Raw genomic sequence first — 20,972 nt, forward strand, 5'->3', positions numbered from 1 at the left:
GTGACTAATGAAACCATAAGCACATATCGTAATAACGAATTGCTATATAAAACTCGACACTAGTTCCTTAGTTTTATGCTTTAATTGTGGGTGTGGTAAGGATACCGATACTCAAGGAAGGGAAATGAAAAGAATTATTAGCCTAGCAATTACCCTTTTTGCGTCTTCATGCTATGCAGAAGCATTGCCTGTCCTCCCGTCCCAAACAAAAAGCTCGCCTCACCGACTGTTCATTACCAGTGAGTCCGATCAGCACACTTTTGATTCATGGAAAATAGATAGCGGCTACGCCTACAACGTGTTTGACCGTGTTGATTTATATGTAGGGACCCGCCTCAACAATAATAAACAACACAACGATAGTGGCTTTTTAAGCGGTGTAAGTTTTCAGGTGTCCCCTCGACTATCCCTTAAAAGCACTTTGCACTCATATAGTGAGGAACAAACGGAATCATCTGGTAAGGAGTCTAAACTCTCTGCCGAGATATCAAGTCGTATGAAGTTAACCGACAATCTTGATATACATGCCACTCTCGATTACCAAGAGTGGCAGCAAGGTGTTGAAGTCGGTTTAGGGTTCCGATTTTAAGACCATGTGAGTAGCTCATCAGATATTAATACGCCGTTCCAATCCGCGTAGATATAATCGCCAGGCTGAACCATTTGGCTGTGAATAGTAAGCGCTACATCAATTTCACCAACACCGCGCTTTTCTGTTTTCAATGGACAGGTTCCTAGCGCCTGAACACCTAAATCCATTTTAGCAATAGCAGCAACGTCTCGAACCGCACCATTGACGATAATTCCTTCCCAATGATTCTCAATCGCAAGCAAAGCGAGTTGGTCACCGAGCAACGCTCTTTGACATGAACCGTTACCATCAACAAATAGCACTTTTCCTTTGCCATTTTGTCCCAGCATTTCACGGACTTTTGAATTGTCGTGAAAACAACGAACAGTCACAATTTCACCCCAAAACGCTGATTTCCCACCAAAACTTCTCAGTGGCAATACAAAATGAGTGATCTGACGCTCAAATTGATCACATATATCCGGTGTTATATCCATAATTTCCTCCTTGATTCTACTGCTCAATGACATGGTATGCATAAGCAGTATTGTTAATTCCTTAAACTCTTCGGTAATCCCATTCCCCAAGATCTTTCACTATGCCGTCATCTAAACAAGAAAGTAAAAAAAGATGTTTGTTAACAGCATAGTAAATTGCATTTTGTCGATATTTCCTCGCTAGAGCGATTGCCTCGCTTCTATCTATTTTTGCCGCATAGCTATTTTCTACCCAACTAAATGTGCGATTACCAACCTGAACTATCACAAAATCATACGGCTCCAAATCTGACATTAACCTTTGATTTTCAATGCGATTCACTCCATATCGCTGGCGTATACTCGCTGGGTTTTCAGCGGTAATAATAGCAATGCCGTCATAAGAGAATGGCTCACTAAACTTAAAATATGGCTGACAATAACTGTCCCATAATTGCGCATCTACCATCATATATTCAATAACTTTACATTTACCTGATACTATTAATATTTGTTACATCAGAACTCTTGACATAAATCAACAAAGTGCATGGTATTAACATTCTGCCGTTGTTAGCATGGTGTTAACATTATAAAATCGCAACAAAGCCAAGTAGAGACTCGAGGATGACGGAGCCTCATTAATTTAAGGCTTGACCAAGGACGGCGGTCAGCTAAAGTCAGTATTTTTTTTACAGTCTTTAGTTTATTATCAACATCCAATTACCTGTATGTAATATTTTTGCCTAGAATTTATTCTATTAGCACGGTTTTTTCACAAGTTTAGGTACCGCCAATGCAAACCCCGCAGATTCTTATCGTTGAAGATGAGCAAGTAACTCGTAACACTCTTAAGAGTATTTTTGAAGCAGAGGGATACGCTGTTTTCGAGGCCAGTGACGGTGAAGAGATGCACCAAGTGCTGTCTGATAGTCAAATTAACCTAGTAATTATGGACATCAACCTACCGGGTAAAAATGGCTTACTACTTGCGCGTGAACTACGTGAACAAGCGAATGTTGCGCTGATGTTCCTGACGGGTCGTGACAACGAAGTCGATAAGATCCTTGGTTTGGAAATCGGTGCAGATGACTACATCACTAAGCCTTTCAACCCTCGTGAGCTTACTATTCGTGCTCGTAACCTTCTAAACCGTTCAATGAACGCTAGTGCAGTACAAGAAGAGAAACGTAGCGTAGAAAAATACCAGTTCAACGGTTGGGTTCTTGACATCAACAGCCGCTCTCTTGTTAGCCCAAGTGGTGACGGTTATAAGCTACCTCGTTCAGAGTTCCGAGCTTTGCTTCATTTCTGTGAAAATCCAGGAAAGATCCAAACTCGTGCAGATCTACTGAAAAAAATGACAGGCCGTGAGCTTAAGCCACACGACCGTACTGTAGACGTAACGATTCGTCGTATTCGTAAGCACTTTGAATCAGTATCTGGTACGCCAGAAATCATCGCAACTATTCACGGTGAAGGTTACCGTTTTTGTGGCGATTTAGAAGATTAGTCTTCAACCAGTTCAGAAAAATGGAGCTCTTAAGCTCCATTTTTTTATGTCTGTAATTCCTATATTTATATAAGAAATAGACATAAAAAATGCCCATCAAATGATGAGCATTTAAAAGATAAAAAAGAGGGTAAGCTATGAGTTAGCCTTTGCCACCTTTGATCGCATTGATGATTTCACTTGTTGAACAGCCGTCTTCAAAATTAAGAACTTTAACTGCCCCGCCATTAGCGATAACTTCTTCGCCACCAGCAATCTCTTCTGGTTTATAATCACCACCTTTCACCAATAAATCAGGTAAAACAGCTGCAATTAAACGCTGTGGTGTATCTTCAGAGAATGGCACAACCCAATCGACTGCACCTAAGCCAGCCAAAACTGCCATACGACGATCTGTTGGGTTTACCGGACGACCTGGCCCCTTTAAGCGCTTTACTGACTCATCAGTATTCACCGCCACAATTAGACGTTGGCCTAATTGTGCTGCGTGATTAAGGTAAGAAACATGACCAGCATGTAAAATATCAAAGCAGCCATTAGTCATGACGACTTTCTCGCCTTTTGATTGCGCTTTTTTTACTGCTTCGATAAGAGCTTGCTCACCGATTACACCAAAATCAGTATCCTGACTACCATGAACCGCTTCTGCTAATTCAATCGTTGATACCGTTGATGTGCCAAGCTTACCAACTACCACACCTGCCGCCGCATTAGCGAGTGCACATGCTTCATCAAGTGGTTTTCCTGAAGCAACAGACGCGGCAAGCACCGAAATAACGGTATCACCAGCACCCGTTACGTCATAAACTTCTTTTGCTTGTGTTGGTAAGTGGAATGGTGCTTGACCACGACGTAGTAGTGTCATGCCATTTTCACTTCGAGTAACTAATAGCGCTTCAAAATCAAATTGTTCAATCAGAGCAGAACCCTTTTCAACCAATTCTTGATCTGATTTTACTTTACCAACAACCTGCTCAAACTCAGCCATATTCGGTGTCAGTAACGTCGCACCACGGTAACGTTCAAAATCCGCACCTTTAGGATCGATAAAAACAGGAACATTAGCGGCACGTGCTTTTTGAATAAACATTTGCACATGCTCTAACGCACCTTTTGCGTAATCCGATAGAACAACCGCATTTACTTTTGGTAATGCAGAATCCATGCGTTGAAGAATTAACGCTGGATCGGTATTTTCAAATTGGTCTTCAAAATCAAGACGAATCAATTGCTGACCTCGACTCAATACACGTAATTTCGTGATCGTCGGATAATCAGGCAACTCAACAAAATCACATTGCACTTTCAGTGCTGATAACGTGTCATTTAGTACTTTCGCTGGCTCATCAACACCAGTTAAACCTACGATATGAGCATGTCCACCAAGTGAGGCAATATTCATTGCAACGTTCGCGGCTCCACCTGGGCGCTCTTCGTTATTTTCTACTTTCACTACAGGGACTGGCGCTTCTGGTGAGATGCGGCCAGTCGGGCCATACCAATAACGGTCTAGCATAACGTCACCGATAATCAGTACGCCAGATTGACTGTAGTCAGGTAGGATTGGTTTCATGATGGATCTCCACAATGTTGTTCTAGGCCAAGTTTATCATAGCCAATTCTTGGCCTAAACCTTTGTATACTTAAATGACCTTCCGTCACGTTAAGTAAAATCACATCCATACTTAAAAAATGAGCACTCTCATGTTCATTCTAACCATTGCTGCCATGCGCTTACGACCAAGGCTCGTTCTTCGATGAATTTCTCTTCGGTTAGATCAGCATCGAGATTCAATAGATTTCGATGATGTATTTGATCCCGCATGCTTGTATACGCAGCGGTCACTTCCATCGCTTGTCTTTCATCCATAATACCCTGCGCAATCATGGTTTCAAAAATACGCACGTTATCTGACCATCGGGTTAACTTAGGTTTATCATGGCTATAATTTAACACTAGGTATTGGGCTAAAAATTCGATATCAGTAATACCGCCAGGATCTTGCTTTAACATGAATCGACCCGCTTTTTTCCCACCTAAATGATCCCGCATTTTCGTACGCATATTCACGACATCACGCTTAAGCGTTTCGCTATCTCGTTCGAGGGTCAACACTTGATGTCGAATCTCAGCAAAAGCGGCTTGCAGTAAGCCATCACCATAGATCATTCGAGCTCGCACCAAGGCTTGATGCTCCCAAGTCCAAGCATCTTCATTCTGATATTGTGAAAACGCATCAGCAGGGCTCACTAACAAGCCCGAAATACCCGATGGGCGTAATCGTGTATCAACCTCATATAGGATTCCTGATGCGGTACGAGTCGAGAATATATGAATAATTCTTTGCGCAAGTTTCAAATAGAACTGGCGACCATCAATCTCTTTTTTACCATCGGTATTAATATGAACAGGGCAATCATGCATGAACACAATATCAAGATCTGAGTTATACCCCAACTCCCAACCGCCCACTTTGCCATAACCAATAACAGCGAATCCTTTCCCATCTCTTTCGCCAAGATGCGTTGGTTCACCATACTTTTCTTTCATTTGTAGCCAAGCTTGATTCACCACTGACTCAACGATCGCTTCAGCTAAATAAGTTAAGTGATCGCTCACTTTCATTACGGGAAGCACACCTGCTATATCGGCCGCTGCAATTCGAAGAATACTGATTTGTTTAAATTGACGAAGAGCCTCCATCTGTTGCTCCATATCATCTTCAGGGATCCGCGCTAGAAAATCGCGTAACTCCGTTCTGTATGCCTCAAGAGGTATTGGGTTATAGAGCTGTTGAGGATCAATCAATTCATCAAGCAAAATCGGGAAACGGCCCAGTTGTTCTGAAATCATCGGGCTTGCCGTGCATAAACGTACAAGCTGAACTAAAGCCGCTGGGTGTTCATCGAGCAGCTCAAGATAAGTGGTTCGCGTGACGATTTTATGTAGTAAATGCAATACTCGAGACAACCCAAACTCTGCGTCCGGGTGGGCGAAAACCGCAGAAAATATTTTAGGCATCAACCGAGTTAACACTTCTCGACCTCTTGGCCCGAGTGTTTTCTTGGCTAAATCGGCTTTGAATTGAATAATTTGTTCGGCCATTTGGCCAGGTTGAGATACTTGGATATCCTGCTCTAAGATATGTTCTACTACGCCTTTATCACGCGCCATATCCCACAGTTCATGATAGTGTTTGGCAACATCAGAAGACTCTTCTTCATCATCACCAATTAGCTGAGTAAAGACTTGATGGACTCGCTGCATATGATTTTGAACGTTTTGCCATAGTGCTTCCCATGACTCATAGTTCATTGCAGTCGCTAGTTGCTGCTGCTCTGTCTCTCCCTCTGGTAAGGTTTGAGTTTGCTTATCAGCTAGGGCTTGCAATATGTTTTCTAAGCGACGTAAAAACTTATAGGCATCTCGTAAATTATGGGTGTCGCTGACGCCAAGTAACTCTAACTCTTGAATTGCGTCCAGAGTTTCAAGTAGACCTCTCTTGCGCAAACTAGGCTCTCGCCCACCACGGATTAACTGAAATACCTGGGCAATAAACTCAATTTCTCGTATGCCACCAGCACCAAGCTTAATGTTATTGCTCAAGCCACGACGACGAACTTCGCTACTGATCATTGATTTCATTCGGCGCAGTGATTGAATGGCACTAAAGTCAATGTAACGACGAAATACAAAAGGTCTGAGCATCTGACGAAGCTCTTGGTATTCCGGATACATTTCCCGCCCCATCACTCGTGCTTTGATCATCGCGTAACGTTCCCAATCACGTCCTTGTTCCTGATAATAATCTTCTAAAGCGGCGTAACTCATCACCAAAGGCCCGCTATCGCCAAATGGGCGTAAACGCATATCAACGCGGTAGCAAAAACCATCGAATGTTGGTTGGTCCAGCGCCTTAATAATGCGTTGACCTAGACGGGTAAAAAACTGAGCATTGGCAATACTACGACGTGTCCCAACCGTTTCTCCGTTTTCAGGGTAGGTAAATATCAAATCGATATCAGAAGAGAAGTTCAGCTCACCGCCACCAAGTTTTCCCATACCAATAATCAACATTGGCTGAGCTTCACCTTGTGCATTTGAGGGCGTCCCCCATAATGCGCAACATGCCTGATATTGCCATTGATACGTTTCAAAAATCATCGCCTCTGCGAGCTGTGAAAGGTGCTCTAGGCTCTCTTCTAATTCCCAAGAGCCTAAGAAATCACGCCAAGCGATATAGACCATTTCTCGGTTGCGAAACTGACGCAGTACCCGCTGCCCAGTGGTCTCGTCTGTACATTCTTTAAGACTATCCGCTAGTCTATCGCGATACCCTTGAGCACGTGATGGCTCACAGAGCATCGTTGGTAAGTCGGATCGTAGCTGCTCATCTTGCTGTAAAACACTGACGACAAATTTACTTAACCCTGCAACATATCGCAGCTCATCAATTCGCGATTCAGGCCAGTGAGATAGGGAATCTGTATCCGCCAACGAGAGCAAGGCTGATTCAGAAATAGGCGAGAGATTAGCAGGCAGTTGCATGTTTCTTCCTTGTAATAAAATACCAACGACAATTAAGTAGGCTCAAACGTTTACTCTGAGCTTATTTATACCAAAGTTACACCAATAAAAAACGCCCACTAATCATTAGTGAGCGTTTATCCGAGAAGAAGAACTGTTATACCCGAATTGCGGTAATTTTCTCATCCAGTTCTTCGGCATTTTTCTGCATCATTTCCGATGTTTCTAAAAGTTCAGACACAACCACCACTGACGCTTCAACCAGTTCTCGTACATTGGTTAGGTTCTGGCTCATTTCATCGGCCACACTGCTTTGTTGGCCCGCTGCCGTCGCTATTTGGAAGTTCATATCGTTAATCTGATTAACTTGACTCACGATCCCCTCTAACTCATTACCTGCATTGGTCACCAACTCCACCCCTTCTGCGGCTTCAACAACGCTCTTCTCCATTAAATCCACCGCTGAGTTTGCACTAGATTGAAGCTGAGCAATCATTTCTTGAATTTCGATAGTGGCTTGTTGGGTACGTTGCGCCAAATTACGAACTTCATCGGCAACAACAGCAAAGCCACGACCAGCCTCTCCTGCACGAGCCGCTTCAATCGCCGCATTCAACGCCAATAAGTTTGTTTGTTCTGAAATCCCTTGAATCGTACCGACAACACTACCGATTGCATCTACGCTGTCTTCAACGTCATTCACCGCTTGTGCTGATGCACTAATGTCTTTTGACAACTCACTAATTTTTGCAACGGTATCAAGAACAAAACGCTGACCTGTAACAGCCTGAACCGATGCTTTTTCTGTTAATGAAGACGCACTACTTGCATGTTCAGCAACCGTTTGAACGGTTGATGTCATTTCATTCATTGCCGTCGCTAGTTGGTCAATTTCCAGAAACTCTTCTTGTGAGGACTCTTTAGTTTCTTGCATACTGATCGTCATGACTTCCGTCAATTCTGATAGCTCGCGAGAAGATGAAACTTGCAGTTTAATCAATTCTTGTAATTGACTTCTTGTTCGCTCTAACTCTCGAGCGACATCACCATATTCATCTTTGCAATCCATTTTAATGGGATGAGATAGGTCACCCTCAGCCATACGTTTAATGGAATCATTTAAATACTGAGTCTGACGTAGCATGATGCTAGCGGCCGCAAATAAAATAACCACAAAAACAGCTATCAGCAGTGCAGTCTGCCACGCAATTTGAACTAGATAGGACTCATAGTGTTGCTGAGCAACAGCGGCACTTTCTGTGGCGGCCAACAATGAATCGTAAAATGTATTCGCATCCCATAGCTGCTTCGTGATGATTAATACGGTACTAAACACCATAAGCAAAACCATTTTAGGAACTAGTCGAATATTGGTAATTACTTTTTCCCATGACCTAAATGTCATCGTTGTCATTGTCAGTTCTCCGCTGAGTCATATATTCTAATTATTCACACTCTATACTGAATGCCCATTCTGGTTTCAGTATTTATTTCGAGCTTCGTATGAAAAGAAATAATATCAAAAATGATACAACGCCAATGAGTTTACTATCACTAATTCTGTCATTTATGGCGTTATTTGTGATCTCCGGCTTGCTCTTCCTTCCTATCAAGCCTGAAACACGTCAAGTCCTTATCGGCCTTGATTTTATAATCTGTAGCATCTTCATCATTCAATTAACGACAGACCTGATCCGCGCCACAGATCGTATGCAATTTTTGAAAGAACATTGGATCGATTTTCTTGCCAGCATTCCCATGATCGAACCACTACGATTTGCACGTATTTTCCATATTCTAAGAGTCATTCTTGTCATTCGCTCCGGTCGCTTTGTTTTAAAACAACTTTTTTCAAACCGAAGAGAAACGACTCTCGCATCCATTTTACTGCTACTCGTGATATTGCTAACGATTGGTTCAAGCATGATGCTTTTCTTAGAGGGAAAAAATCCAGAAGCAAACATACAAAGTGGCGGAGACGCCTTATGGTGGGCTTTAGTGACAATTTCTACCGTAGGATATGGCGATCATTATCCAGTCAGTGATGGTGGGAAAATTCTCGCCTCAGGGATCATTCTGTGTGGCGTCGGGATCTTCGGGATGATTTCTGGTCTTATCACATCTATGATCACTTCACCAACTAAACAGCAAGAGTTGCGTTCCGAAAATAAAGAGCGTTTACTCACCGCGATTATTGAACGACAAGATGAAATTTTACTCCGTCTTGGGAAAATTGAAGAACAACTAGATGGCGAATCTAAAAAGAATAAAAACAAAGGGGAGCACTAAGCTCCCCTACTATTTTTACTCTTCCCAATATGGCTCGGCTTCAATACTCATAATTCGAGTTTGTTCCATCGCATGCAATATTGAGGTTTCTTGACGGAACAACCAGCGTTCTAATTGCTCCCGCTCGTCGCCTTCCAGTTTCTCAACCAGATCTTCGAGCGGTTTCAACGTCAATAAATCATCAATGCCTTGTAACAAGTCAGCCCAAGGCAAACGGAAGCTATTGCGTTCCTCTGCATCGTATAAACTTGCAAAGCCAACACCCGTATAAAGATTTCGCATCAATCGATATTGCTGATCAATGAACTCTTGTCGTGAAAATAGCTTTTCAGGTGGAAAGGCCTCTATCAACTCAACCCATGTACGGTGTAATTGTTGAGCAGAGAACGTTTTTATACTCTCCGCCATTTTTTGACGTGCTTTATCATCTAAAAATGGTTGCCATCCACGAGCTAAAATCCAGCGACTCAGATCCAGAAGCAATCCGGTATAACGAGCTGAACTCAACAATTCCAAAGTGTCTTCACGCTTTGGTAGAGCATCTTGAACTAGCGTCAATTCTGAAATTAAGAACTTACGTGCATCCAGTTTTCGTAATGCATGACCTCTATCTTCAAGCAAATCTTCAAGGTAATCGAATTCTTTTATCCATTCGAGTTCTTGTTCAAGCCACTTTAGTTCTTGGCGCAAGATTGCACTGGCTCGACGAGGAATGATACCGCCATAAATCGTAAATGTTTGACGAATAAAGCTGATAGCATTTTTTATTTCATGCAATGCCGCGATAGACTCAGATTCCGTGTACATCTGTTCATGGTAATGCCAATGAGATAAGGCGTGCTCGAGAGAATTGATCAAGCAAGACTCGACAGTATCATCTTGTCCTGTATTCACCAATGCCATCGGTTTTGCCTCATCACCTTGGTAATTCATCGCTAAGCGATAGCCTTTAGCTGCCTTACTCAGGTTGCCTAAACGCATCCCACCAGCTTCACTAAAACTCCTTGCCAAAGTAAATAAGGCATCGGTTTGTCCCGATTTAAGTTCAAGCTCAACTTCACAGATTGAATCTTTCTTATCACCAGCGACAACTTCCCCTTGATCGAAAGCCACTTCAATTTGGCTGCCATCAGGCATTCCCACCAACCACTGTTCTCGTGTAAAATTAGTGGCGAATAAAGGAAAGAGTTCAGCTTGTAATATTTCGATATCTTTGCCCATAGGCCAAATATCTGATGGATGTAAGGTTAACTCAGGGCGATTACTTGAGTGTTCTGCGTTATACTCAGGACGTTGGTGCAATCCGGCAACGACTCGACCAGCCGTTTTAACGGTTTGTACGTAAACATCATCAAAACGACGAATGCGCAATCCAATGTCATGCTGTCTTAACCAATTATCGCGCGTGTCGAAATAGGTATTTCCGAGTTCACGACAACTGTGCTGAAGTACCTTGGTTTCAGAAATTTTATTATGTAAGGTTTCTGAAAAATCAGGAGAAACAAAAAACTTCAGTTCTATTTCGGTTTCCATAGTTATACCTTTCAAAGCAGATAGGGACAGGATATTGCCTAATTTCTCACACGGCAAGAGAGAAATATCGACGGAATGATGATCTAAAACAGTTTTAATGATGGATTTATTGGGTTAACATGCGCGCCTTTATAGCCATCGTTCAACATTTCACCATACACTGGTGATTGTTTTTTTCGGTTATATTAATTAGGTTGAATGACCATGCCAGTAAATACAATCATGGGGTTATTTGCAAAGTCCCCTATTAAGCCTTTGCAACGCCACGTCGTGTGCGTAAACGAATGTTGCTCTCACTTAGTCAACTTTTTTGAAGTTAGTTCAAAAGGTGATTGGGAGAAAGCATCTGAAATTCGTGCACAGATTTCTCACCTAGAGAAAGAAGCCGACGTTCTTAAGCGCGAAATTCGTCTTAAACTTCCTCGCGGTTTGTTTATGCCTGTAGATCGTAGCGATATGCTAGAACTACTAACGCAACAAGATAAACTCGCAAATCTTGCAAAAGATATTGCCGGGCGTGTATACGGTCGACAATTGAAAATTCCCGCTCCTATGCAAGAGAATTTTATTCTTTACGTTAAGCGTTGTCTTGATGCAGCGAACCAAGCTCAAAAAGTAATTAGCGAGCTTGATGAACTACTTGAGACTGGTTTTAAAGGTCGTGAGGTGACACTTGTCGCTGAAATGATTAATCAGCTTGATGTAATTGAAGATGACACCGATGCGATGCAGATCCAACTTCGTCAACAATTGATGGCGATAGAACACGATATGAATCCTATCGATGTGATGTTCCTATACAAAATTCTAGAATGGGTGGGTGGCATTGCTGATCAGGCGCAACGTGTAGGCGCGCGTCTCGAAGTTATGTTGTCTCGTTCATAAACCATAAATTAACTCAATAACGAAGAGCATTAAATTATTCGCACCCTCATCTAGGCGACGGTTATCGTCATGCTATGAGGGTTAATCGCGTCTAAAATGTTCCGCTTGTTATCAAACAACTAGGTATTACGATGGATATCCTTGCTAACTACGGCACTGTCCTGATTATTGTTGCAGCCGCTTTTGGTTTCATGATGGCTATTGGTATTGGTGCAAATGACGTTGCCAATGCGATGGGCACATCTGTAGGTTCAAAAGCTCTAACAGTAAAACAAGCAATCATCATTGCGATGATTTTTGAATTTGCTGGTGCATATCTGGCCGGTGGCGAAGTGACCGACACCATCCGTAAAGGTGTAATCGAAACCTCTCTCTTTGCTAGTCAACCAGATGTTTTGGTTTACGGCATGATGTCAGCTTTACTTGCAGCAGGTACATGGCTTTTACTTGCGTCGTACATGGGCTGGCCAGTTTCAACAACTCACTCTATTATCGGTGCGATCATCGGTTTCGCCTGCGTCTCTGTTGGTACAGAAGCTGTCGATTGGAGCAGTGTGCAAGGCATTGTTGGTAGTTGGATTGTTACACCCATTATTTCAGGTATTTTTGCTTACTTGATTTTTGTGAGTGCGCAACGACTGATCTTTGATACTGAAAACCCGCTAATCAACGCGAAACGCTTTGTTCCGGTATACATGTTCATTACTACAATGGTAATCGCTCTTGTAACCATCAAAAAAGGCCTTAAGCACGTTGGTTTGCACCTAACAAACTCTGAAGCTTGGGTTTGGGCTGCTATCGTATCTTCTATGGTAATGGTGGGCGGTTACTTCTACATTCAGAAGAAATTCGCAAGCCGTGAAGACGACCATAGCTTTGCTGGTGTAGAAAGTATCTTCAGCGTATTAATGGTAATTACAGCATGTGCGATGGCGTTTGCACACGGTTCAAACGACGTAGCAAATGCGATCGGTCCACTGTCTGCTGTTGTATCAACTGTTGAACATATGGGTGAAGTTACAGCGAAAAGTACTATCGCTTGGTGGATTCTACCTCTTGGTGGTTTTGGTATCGTAGTTGGTCTTGCGACTTTAGGTCACAAAGTAATGGCTACTGTTGGTACAGGTATCACTGAGCTAACGCCTAGTCGTGGCTTTGCAGCACAGCTTGCTACAGCATCAACCGTAGTTCTTGCTTCTGGTACAGGCTTACCAATTTCAACGACTCAAACACTAGTTGGTGCGGTATTAGGTGTGGGTTTTGCACGCGGTATTGCGGCTCTCAACCTTGGTGTTGTACGTAACATCGTTGCATCTTGGATTGTGACACTACCTGCAGGTGCTCTACTTGCTGTTGTGTTCTTCTATGCAATTCAAGCAGCATTCGCCGGATAAAGACGTCAGGGCAGTGTTAGTCCACTGTCATTAATTGGCTCTAAACCGCAGAAAGGGAGGCTTGGCCTCCCTTCTTTGTTGCAGACGCCTTAGAAAGTTTTTACTATTTGTTCCCAGAGAACACTCGAAGACTGTGAAAGGAATTATCGTGAAAAAACTGGTCTGTATGCTCTTGGCTTCTTTGTTCGTTGTTCCAACGGCATTAGCACAAGAACGTTATATTTCTGACAACCTATTTACCTACATGCACTCTGGCCCAAGTAACCAGTTTCGCATCATTGGTAGTATTGATGCAGGTGATAAAGTTAAGCTAATTAGTACTGACAAAAAAGCTGGATACACACAAATTGCGGACGAACGTGGCCGTAAAGGTTGGGTAGAAAGCCGCTTTGTGACACAGCAAGAAAGCTTAACTCTGCGTATGCCAAAACTTGAAAAAGAGCTGACGTTTGTTAAGAAAGAACTAGCAAACGCACAGTCAAATGCTAATCAAGAGAAAAAAGGATTAGCAGACTCTCTAGAGACTCGTAATCGTCAGATTTCTGAACTTGAAGAGAACTACAGCAACATGAGTAATCAACTTTCAGCATCTCAAGAAGAAGTGCGTAAACTGCGCGCTAAACTTGATACGCAAAAAGATGACCTTCTATTGAAGTACTTCACTTATGGTGGTGGTGTTGCTGGTATCGGTCTATTACTTGGTCTTGTGCTACCGCACCTTGTTCCTCGTAGAAAACGTTCGCCGTCTGGCTGGGCGTAAATACCAAAAATATTCTTAATAAAAAAGGTCACCTCGGTGACCTTTTTTATTATCCTTGCCAATCGTATAGTGCCGGAATCTGTATAAACTCACCTCTAAAACGAATTAAGCAAGCTTGAGGCTCTATAGCCACTAACTCAATACCATCTGCAATAGTGTGCCCTTCTTGATATTCAACACCATTGATCTTAACCCAACGTTTGGCCCTATCACTTGAATAGACATGAGTCTGGAAATTCAATGCCGGTAGTTTTCCATACCAACGTTCCGCTTGTTGTGACAAGTCAACACTTGTGGCCAGTTTTGATTCTAGCTCCGGTTCTAACTCAGAATCCCCTTCCCCACCAATGGCAGCTTCAACTCGCAAAGCAAGCTCAGGCGATAGTGACGACAGATCTAAACCTTTCAACATATCATCGCCCTCTTGCGGTTGCTGTGCTTCCAAGGTCTTTTTAGGTGCTGTTTTCTCAATTAAAGTACCATCGTTTGTCTCTAACGGTAATTCACTGTTAGACGCACTCAGTAGTCCGTTATCAACATCATTCAATACTGGCATAGCTAATCTTGTCTCCTCAAGGTGAGAAAATGACGGGTAGTCCAACTGCTGATAAACAATGGGAACCTCGACAATTTGTATTTCACCTTGATTGTTTGCTTGCCATGCTAGTTTGGTATTTTGGTATTGTTGATAACCAAGCCATATTGAGACCAATAAAACAGGAGTACACAACAACGTAAAGCAGACCTTGTAAGAAATCATAGCGCTACTTTCCACTCTACCTTGATGATGCATAGGAGCATGGCTTTGGTGGCTCATATAGGCATGTTCTGATTGCTCTAGTGCTTTCATTACGCCCATCATCTAAACCTCCTTCTCTGTTTGAGTGAGCTTAGGAGAATATTCTTGCGATAACAGCTCTAGTCTCTGCAATGTTTTTTTCCCTGCAATACCATCTACGTCAAGCCCCTGCCAACGTTGAAACAGCTCAACTTTGCGCTTCAACTCTGCTCCATAAACATCTGAAGTTGCTAAAGGCTGATCCAGGATCTCCGAAAGTTGATAATCCAAGCTAGCTACATGATGACCTGACATGCCTGGTTTTAAGGTGTTAAACCACAAACGCTGCCAAATAAGGTGGTACTCGCCATGCCAAATAGCATTTAAGTCGGTTTTATCCAACTCAATTCGCTCTCCTCCAACTAACAACTGAACCTTGTCAGAAGAGAGATGATAAAGCACTGCATAGCTTTTTTTTCCTGCTAACTCTAACGTTAGAACAATAGGAAAGTTAGCTTTAGCCACCTGATCGAGAGAACCTGATTTCTCTTCACACTGAAACATCCCTTGCTCATTTGGCAAACACAGCCCATCGAGTACAGAAGCATGATAGCCCCAAACTTTATAGAGCTCAGAAATCGCTGTCGGCAAATCAGCGCTCATCGCCAAAAGGGCTTGGAAGTCTTGACCAAAGACTTCTTCTTCTATACTAACATTAGGTTTCTCTGGATACTGCGACTCAACAAAATGCTGCACGCTAGGCTGTATTAATGCTGGAAGAAATTGAACACTTACCCAAGCAAGAGACAACCCCATCAAAGCCGAAACAATCAATGCACTGGTTCGGGTTATTTTGTTCGCTTTTCTTGTGCTAGGGTTACGCTGAAATGAATACTGTAAGCTCATTACATCATGGCAAGCAAAATGGACCGTTTCATAAGATGGCGTCGATTCGCCAAGGCTAAATGCACGCTTTAAAGCCCCATCACAAACCAAGTTAATGAGTCGAGGGATCCCCAAGGTTTCTTGACCAATCAATTTAAGTGATTTTGCGTTAAACAATTCAGCTTGCCCACCAGCGAGTTGAAGGCGAAACTGAATATACTTAGTTGCTTCATCAATACTGAGTGGTAATAAGTGATAACGACCTGTAATGCGCTGAGCGAGCTGGCGAAGCTGTGGCATTTGCAACTTGTGTTGTAATTCTGGTTGCCCAATAAGAAGTACTTTCAGAAGTTTCTGACTCTCTGTTTCTAAGTTTGTCAGTAAACGTAATTGTTCCAATACTTCAGCAGATAAGTGTTGAGCTTCATCGATGACGAGTAACGTCTGTCGGCCTTGTGCATAGCTATCTAGTAGGAAACGTTGAATGCTACTTGCTAATACTTTTAACGATGAATGCGGCTCGTAGGTGATAGCAAATTCATCGCAAATGGCTTCAAGTAGCTCTATATTGGAAAACGTAGGATTCAGAATCAGTCCCGTTTGTGTCTTACTATCAAGCGCTTTTAACATCGCTCGCGCAACTGTCGTTTTTCCAGTTCCAACTTCACCGGTCAACATAGCAAAGCCACCGCCATTACCAAGCCCAGCTTGTAAGTGATAGATCGCTTCTTTGTGTCGTTGACTTAAAAATAAAAAACGCGAGTTCGGGACTATAGAAAAAGGCAGTTCGACAAAGCCAAAATGAGTGTTATACATGCTCTTCGCCACTGGGAATTGATGGGTAAGGAAAGTAACATTGCTGGCTGAAATATCCAATGGCAATATCGAGAATTAGAGAGGCAAATGGTGCAAAGATACTTAGTCGGCGGCGCTGTCCGTGACAGATTACTGAATTTGGATGTTTATGATCACGACTGGGTCGTGGTGGGTTCAACACCAGAAAAAATGCTTAAACTCGGCTATCAAGCGGTGGGCAAAGATTTCCCAGTTTTCTTGCACCCCAAAAACAAAGAAGAGCATGCCCTTGCCCGAACTGAGCGTAAAAATGGCCGTGGTTATACGGGGTTTGACTGTTACTTCGCGCCGGATGTCACTCTCGAAGAAGATTTACAACGCCGAGACCTTACCATTAACGCAATGGCTGAAGACGAGACGGGTCGTATCATCGATCCTTATCACGGCCAACAAGACTTAAATAACCGCATTTTACGCCATGTTTCGGAGGCATTTTTAGAAGATCCCTTACGAGTATTACGTGTTGCCCGGTTTGCTGCAAAACTTGCTCATTTAGGCTTTACTGTCGCCCCTGAGACGATGCAACTCATGACGGAGATTGTCACTAGTGGTGAGCTAGAACACTTAACCGCAGAGCGAGTTTGGCAAGAATGGCACAAGTCACTAAATACTCAAGATCCTCAGGTATTTCTTTCGGTATTAAGAGATTGCGGCGCTCTTAAAGTTGTACTGCCAGAAATTGATCGACTCTTTGGAGTACCTCAACCAGAGCAATGGCATCCTGAAATTGACACAGGGATCCATACCTTAATGGTTGCTAAGCAAGCCGCCATTCTTTCGACATCTTTGATCGTACGTTTTGCTGCGCAAGTCCATGATCTTGGTAAAGGCGTAACACCTGAAACTGAATGGCCAAGTCATAAAATGCATTGCCACACTGGCGTTAAGATCATCAAGACACTTTGCGATCGTGTACGAGTTCCTAACGAGTATCGAGACCTAGCTGTAATGGTGTGTGAACAACATTCCAATATTCACCGTGCCGCAGAGTTAAAAGCAGAAACGAAACTGAAAATCCTCAACAAATTTGATGTATGGCGTAAACCAGAACGCCTCAATGACATTCTTCTATGCTGCATCGCTGACAGTCGCGGAAGAACCGGTCATGAAGAGTGTGAATACCCACAAAAAGGTATCTTTGAACGAGCCTACCAAGCTGCTCTAAGTGTACGAGTGCAAGATATTATCAGTGACGGTTTCAGTGGTGCTGCCATTAGAAGTGAAATGGAACAACGTCGAATCGCCGCCATTAAAAATCAAGCATAAGGTTGCCGCGCTTTCCGCTCATCAAGCAGAGGCGCGCTCACTGCGAATTTTACTCCAAATACAAAAACGCCCCACCGAAGTGGAGCGTTTTTAAAAGCTATCTAGCTAAGTTAACTCAATTAAGAATTAAGCTTGACCTTTAACTTCTTTAAGACCGTTGAAAGGAGCGCGCTCACCTAGAGCTTCCTCGATACGGATAAGTTGGTTGTACTTAGCAACACGGTCAGAACGGCTCATAGAACCAGTTTTGATTTGACCTGCAGCTGTACCTACCGCTAGGTCAGCGATAGTTGCATCTTCAGTTTCGCCAGAACGGTGAGAGATAACTGCTGTGAAACCAGCATCTTTAGCCATCTTGATTGCAGCTAGAGTCTCTGTTAGTGAACCGATTTGGTTGAACTTGATAAGGATTGAGTTAGTGATGCCTTCTTCAATACCACGAGCAAGAATCTTAGTGTTAGTAACGAATAGATCGTCACCAACTAGTTGGATTTTGCCGCCTAGAAGTTCAGTTTGGTGTTTGAAACCAGTCCAATCAGACTCGTCAAGACCATCTTCGATAGAAACAATTGGGAATTGCTCAACTAGACCAGCTAGGTAGTGGTTGAACTCTTCAGCAGTGAACGTTTTGCCTTCACCTTTCAGATTGTAAATTCCAGCTTCTTTGTCGAAGAACTCAGATGCAGCACAGTCCATAGCAAGAGTGATGTCTTTGCCTAGCTCGTAGCCAGCAGCTGCAACAGCTTCTGCGATAACTTCTAGCGCTTCAGCGTTAGATTTTAGGTTAGGAGCGAAACCACCTTCGTCGCCAACTGCAGTGTTGTAGCCTTTAGACTTCAATACTTTAGCTAGGTTGTGGAATACTTCAGCACCCATGCGAACTGCTTCTTTCAGAGTTTTAGCGCCAACTGGTTGGATCATGAACTCTTGGATGTCAACGTTGTTATCAGCGTGCTCACCACCGTTGATGATGTTCATCATTGGTAGAGGCATAGAGAACTGACCAGCAGTGCCGTTTAGCTCAGCAATGTGCTCGTATAGAGGCATGCCTTTAGCAGCTGCAGCTGCTTTAGCGTTTGCTAGAGAAACAGCTAGGATAGCGTTCGCGCCGAATTTAGATTTGTTTTCAGTGCCGTCAAGCTCGATCATTACTGCGTCGATTGCAGCTTGATCTTTAGCATCTTTACCAACTAGTGCATCAGCGATTGCGCCGTTAACAGCTTCAAGAGCTTTAAGAACGCCTTTACCTAGGAAACGTGATTTGTCACCGTCACGTAGCTCAAGAGCTTCACGTGAACCAGTTGATGCGCCAGATGGAGCAGCAGCCATACCTACGAAACCGCCTTCTAGGTGTACTTCAGCTTCTACAGTTGGGTTACCACGTGAATCGATGATTTCACGACCTAGAACTTTAACGATCTTAGACATTGAATGTTTCCTTCTCGTTGAATATATAATGTCAAAATTAAAGGCAGCAACACAACTTGAGTTACTGCCTGTATTCCTTACTTACTTCTCAAATTCGCCACGCTGGAACTGGCCAGCAGCTTTCACGAAACCTGCAAACAATGGGTGACCATCGCGAGGAGTTGAAGTGAACTCTGGGTGGAATTGAGCCGCTACAAACCATGGGTGGCCTGGGTTCTCAATAACTTCAACCAGTTTCTTGTCTGCAGATAGACCTGATACTTTCAGACCAGCTTTTTCAATTTGCGGACGAAGATTGTTGTTCACTTCATAACGGTGACGGTGACGTTCATGAATCGTTGCGTTTCCGTACAGTTCACGAGCTTTTGTTCCCTTCTCAAGGTGACATAGTTGTGAGCCTAGACGCATTGTGCCGCCAAGATCTGATTTCTCAGTACGCTCTTCAACTTTACCTTCGCCATCAACCCATTCAGTAATTAGGCCAACAACAGGGAACTTGGTTTCTTTATTAAATTCTGTTGAGTGTGCACCTTCCATACCCGCAACGTTACGCGCGTATTCAATCAGTGCCACTTGCATACCTAGACAAATACCTAGGTAAGGGACGTTGTTCTCACGTGCGTATTGAGCAGCAAGAATTTTACCCTCGATACCACGATCACCAAAACCACCAGGAACGAGAATCGCATCAAGATTCTCTAGAATCTCAACACCTTTGCTTTCTACATCTTGAGAATCAACGTATTGAATTTTCACGTGTAGACGGTTCTTAAGACCTGCGTGTTTTAGTGCTTCGTTAACTGACTTGTATGCATCTGGAAGTTCGATGTACTTACCAACCATACCGATAGTAACTTCACCAGTTGGGTTCGCTTCTTCGTAAATTACTTGTTCCCATTCAGAAAGGTTTGCCGCAGGAGCGTCAATACCAAAACGAGAACAAACGAGGTCATCTAGACCTTGAGCGTGGATAAGCTGAGGAATTTTGTAGATAGAATCTACATCTTTCATCGAAATAACTGCTTTTTCTTGTACGTTACAGAACAGAGCAATCTTCTTACGTTCATTAGCAGGGATCGCACGATCACTACGACAAACAAGAATGTCAGGCTGGATACCGATAGAAAGAAGTTCTTTAACAGAGTGTTGAGTCGGTTTAGTTTTCACTTCACCAGCCGCTGCTAGGTAAGGAACTAGAGTTAGGTGCATGAACATTGCACGCTCACGGCCTAGCTCAACTGCTAGCTGACGAATCGCTTCCATAAACGGTAGAGACTCGATATCACCAACCGTACCACCAACTTCAACGATCGCAACATCGTGGCCTTGAGAGCCTGCGATTACGCGGTCTTTGATTGCGTTAGTGATGTGTGGAATAACCTGGATAGTGGCGCCTAGGTAGTCACCGCGACGTTCTTTAGCAAGAACATCTGAGTAAACACGACCTGCAGTAAAGTTATTGCGTTTGGTCATTTTAGTACGAATGAAACGTTCGTAGTGACCAAGGTCAAGGTCTGTTTCTGCGCCGTCTTCTGTAACGAATACTTCACCGTGTTGAGTTGGGCTCATTGTGCCTGGGTCAACGTTGATATAAGGGTCAAGCTTCATCATAGTCACTTTAAGACCACGAGCTTCTAGAATAGCCGCAAGAGATGCAGCAGCAATACCTTTACCTAGAGAGGATACAACCCCGCCAGTAACAAAAATGTAATTTGTCGTCATGTTTAACCTGAAGTTGGTTGGATGAGGGAAATAGATTTCTTCTGGACGGGATGAAAATATACCAGAAGCACTTAACCGCCACAACGTGA

17 protein-coding genes are annotated in these 20,972 nt (G+C 43.2%); 7 read left to right on the plus strand and 10 right to left on the minus strand.

From position 1 onward, the window contains the following. The first annotated feature begins 124 nt into the window (after window positions 1-124). The gene (locus DZ860_RS13020) at window positions 125-589 is read left to right on the plus strand and encodes a hypothetical protein (RefSeq protein ID WP_120031952.1); all 465 of its coding nucleotides are present in this window, start codon (window positions 125-127) and stop codon (window positions 587-589) included. Here the strand turns inward: DZ860_RS13020 and DZ860_RS13025 are convergent. Together DZ860_RS13025 and DZ860_RS13030 are read right to left on the minus strand one after the other, a co-directional pair. Beyond that, entirely contained in the window at window positions 586-1,071 is a 486-nt protein-coding gene (locus DZ860_RS13025; protein ID WP_120032053.1) for a putative 4-hydroxy-4-methyl-2-oxoglutarate aldolase, read from the minus strand. The genes DZ860_RS13020 and DZ860_RS13025 overlap by 4 nt on opposite strands. Window positions 1,072-1,129: 58 nt before the next feature. Further along, on the minus strand, window positions 1,130-1,519 hold the full coding sequence (locus DZ860_RS13030; protein ID WP_120031954.1) for a DUF3293 domain-containing protein: 390 nt from the start codon (window positions 1,517-1,519) through the stop codon (window positions 1,130-1,132). Window positions 1,520-1,843: 324 nt separating this feature from the next. Here DZ860_RS13030 and arcA point away from each other — a divergent pair, with 324 nt between their 5' ends. Continuing rightward, window positions 1,844-2,560, plus strand: a complete 717-nt coding sequence (arcA, locus tag DZ860_RS13035) for a two-component system response regulator ArcA (RefSeq protein ID WP_120031956.1) — start codon at window positions 1,844-1,846, stop codon at window positions 2,558-2,560. Between the two features lie 142 nt (window positions 2,561-2,702). Here arcA and hldE read toward each other — a convergent pair whose 3' ends face one another. The 3 genes from hldE to DZ860_RS13050 all read right to left on the minus strand — a co-directional run bounded on the left by hldE (window position 2,703) and on the right by DZ860_RS13050 (window position 8,502). Continuing rightward, the gene (gene hldE / locus DZ860_RS13040; protein WP_120031958.1) at window positions 2,703-4,133 is read right to left on the minus strand and encodes a bifunctional D-glycero-beta-D-manno-heptose-7-phosphate kinase/D-glycero-beta-D-manno-heptose 1-phosphate adenylyltransferase HldE; all 1,431 of its coding nucleotides are present in this window, start codon (window positions 4,131-4,133) and stop codon (window positions 2,703-2,705) included. A gap of 135 nt (window positions 4,134-4,268) precedes the next feature. Next, window positions 4,269-7,109, minus strand: coding sequence for a bifunctional [glutamate--ammonia ligase]-adenylyl-L-tyrosine phosphorylase/[glutamate--ammonia-ligase] adenylyltransferase (gene glnE, locus DZ860_RS13045; RefSeq protein WP_120031960.1), 2,841 nt, complete (start codon window positions 7,107-7,109; stop codon window positions 4,269-4,271). Window positions 7,110-7,245: 136 nt separating this feature from the next. Further along, on the minus strand, window positions 7,246-8,502 hold the full coding sequence (locus tag DZ860_RS13050) for a methyl-accepting chemotaxis protein (protein ID WP_120031961.1): 1,257 nt from the start codon (window positions 8,500-8,502) through the stop codon (window positions 7,246-7,248). Window positions 8,503-8,591: 89 nt separating this feature from the next. On the opposite strand from DZ860_RS13050, the gene DZ860_RS13055 reads away from it, so the two are divergent. Further along, window positions 8,592-9,377 (plus strand): potassium channel family protein, encoded by a 786-nt coding sequence (locus DZ860_RS13055; protein ID WP_120031963.1) that lies wholly within the window; start codon window positions 8,592-8,594, stop codon window positions 9,375-9,377. Window positions 9,378-9,392: 15 nt separating this feature from the next. Here the strand turns inward: DZ860_RS13055 and DZ860_RS13060 are convergent, their stop codons facing one another. Further along, window positions 9,393-10,910, minus strand: a complete 1,518-nt coding sequence (locus DZ860_RS13060; protein WP_120031965.1) for a CYTH and CHAD domain-containing protein — start codon at window positions 10,908-10,910, stop codon at window positions 9,393-9,395. A 204-nt stretch (window positions 10,911-11,114) separates the two neighbouring features. On the opposite strand from DZ860_RS13060, the gene DZ860_RS13065 reads away from it, so the two are divergent. The 3 genes from DZ860_RS13065 (at window position 11,115) to DZ860_RS13075 (ending at window position 13,949) form a co-directional block, all read left to right on the plus strand. Next, window positions 11,115-11,795 carry a TIGR00153 family protein gene (locus tag DZ860_RS13065; RefSeq protein WP_165862898.1) on the plus strand — a complete coding sequence of 227 codons (681 nt, stop codon included), beginning with the start codon at window positions 11,115-11,117 and terminating at the stop codon, window positions 11,793-11,795. 131 nt (window positions 11,796-11,926) lie between these two features. Beyond that, window positions 11,927-13,189, plus strand: coding sequence for an inorganic phosphate transporter (locus DZ860_RS13070; RefSeq protein ID WP_120031969.1), 1,263 nt, complete (start codon window positions 11,927-11,929; stop codon window positions 13,187-13,189). 148 nt (window positions 13,190-13,337) lie between these two features. After that, window positions 13,338-13,949, plus strand: a complete 612-nt coding sequence (locus DZ860_RS13075; RefSeq protein ID WP_120031971.1) for a TIGR04211 family SH3 domain-containing protein — start codon at window positions 13,338-13,340, stop codon at window positions 13,947-13,949. Between the two features lie 49 nt (window positions 13,950-13,998). Here DZ860_RS13075 and DZ860_RS13080 read toward each other — a convergent pair whose 3' ends face one another. Continuing rightward, window positions 13,999-14,811, minus strand: coding sequence for a general secretion pathway protein GspB (locus DZ860_RS13080; RefSeq protein WP_120031973.1), 813 nt, complete (start codon window positions 14,809-14,811; stop codon window positions 13,999-14,001). Continuing rightward, window positions 14,812-16,428 (minus strand): ExeA family protein, encoded by a 1,617-nt coding sequence (locus DZ860_RS13085; RefSeq protein WP_120031975.1) that lies wholly within the window; start codon window positions 16,426-16,428, stop codon window positions 14,812-14,814. It abuts the gene before it with no gap. Window positions 16,429-16,518: 90 nt separating this feature from the next. Between DZ860_RS13085 and DZ860_RS13090 the strand changes: the two genes are divergently transcribed. Then, on the plus strand, window positions 16,519-17,733 hold the full coding sequence (locus tag DZ860_RS13090) for a multifunctional CCA addition/repair protein (protein ID WP_120032055.1): 1,215 nt from the start codon (window positions 16,519-16,521) through the stop codon (window positions 17,731-17,733). A 126-nt stretch (window positions 17,734-17,859) separates the two neighbouring features. Here DZ860_RS13090 and eno read toward each other — a convergent pair whose 3' ends face one another. Both eno and pyrG read right to left on the minus strand, forming a co-directional pair. Continuing rightward, window positions 17,860-19,161 (minus strand): phosphopyruvate hydratase, encoded by a 1,302-nt coding sequence (gene eno, locus DZ860_RS13095; RefSeq protein WP_005593069.1) that lies wholly within the window; start codon window positions 19,159-19,161, stop codon window positions 17,860-17,862. Window positions 19,162-19,242: 81 nt separating this feature from the next. Further along, on the minus strand, window positions 19,243-20,883 hold the full coding sequence (gene pyrG, locus DZ860_RS13100) for a CTP synthase (protein ID WP_120031977.1): 1,641 nt from the start codon (window positions 20,881-20,883) through the stop codon (window positions 19,243-19,245). Between the last annotated feature and the right edge of the window lie 89 nt (window positions 20,884-20,972).

This window comes from Vibrio sinensis (assembly GCF_003605645.1).
GTDB classification, from domain to species: domain Bacteria; phylum Pseudomonadota; class Gammaproteobacteria; order Enterobacterales; family Vibrionaceae; genus Vibrio; species Vibrio sinensis.

Bases quoted from the DNA above. Each gene is read 5' to 3' on its own strand.
- DZ860_RS13030 (WP_120031954.1), bottom strand. From the start codon at position 1,519: ATGATGGTAGATGCGCAATTATGGGACAGTTATTGTCAGCCATATTTT.
- glnE (WP_120031960.1), bottom strand. From the start codon at position 7,109: ATGCAACTGCCTGCTAATCTCTCGCCTATTTCTGAATCAGCCTTGCTC.
- arcA (WP_120031956.1), top strand. From the start codon at position 1,844: ATGCAAACCCCGCAGATTCTTATCGTTGAAGATGAGCAAGTAACTCGT.
- DZ860_RS13055 (WP_120031963.1), top strand. From the start codon at position 8,592: ATGAAAAGAAATAATATCAAAAATGATACAACGCCAATGAGTTTACTA.
- hldE (WP_120031958.1), bottom strand. From the start codon at position 4,133: ATGAAACCAATCCTACCTGACTACAGTCAATCTGGCGTACTGATTATC.
- DZ860_RS13065 (WP_165862898.1), top strand. From the start codon at position 11,115: ATGCCAGTAAATACAATCATGGGGTTATTTGCAAAGTCCCCTATTAAG.
- DZ860_RS13080 (WP_120031973.1), bottom strand. From the start codon at position 14,811: ATGATGGGCGTAATGAAAGCACTAGAGCAATCAGAACATGCCTATATG.
- DZ860_RS13060 (WP_120031965.1), bottom strand. From the start codon at position 10,910: ATGGAAACCGAAATAGAACTGAAGTTTTTTGTTTCTCCTGATTTTTCA.
- eno (WP_005593069.1), bottom strand. From the start codon at position 19,161: ATGTCTAAGATCGTTAAAGTTCTAGGTCGTGAAATCATCGATTCACGT.
- DZ860_RS13050 (WP_120031961.1), bottom strand. From the start codon at position 8,502: ATGACAACGATGACATTTAGGTCATGGGAAAAAGTAATTACCAATATT.
- pyrG (WP_120031977.1), bottom strand. From the start codon at position 20,883: ATGACGACAAATTACATTTTTGTTACTGGCGGGGTTGTATCCTCTCTA.
- DZ860_RS13070 (WP_120031969.1), top strand. From the start codon at position 11,927: ATGGATATCCTTGCTAACTACGGCACTGTCCTGATTATTGTTGCAGCC.
- DZ860_RS13085 (WP_120031975.1), bottom strand. From the start codon at position 16,428: ATGTATAACACTCATTTTGGCTTTGTCGAACTGCCTTTTTCTATAGTC.
- DZ860_RS13020 (WP_120031952.1), top strand. From the start codon at position 125: ATGAAAAGAATTATTAGCCTAGCAATTACCCTTTTTGCGTCTTCATGC.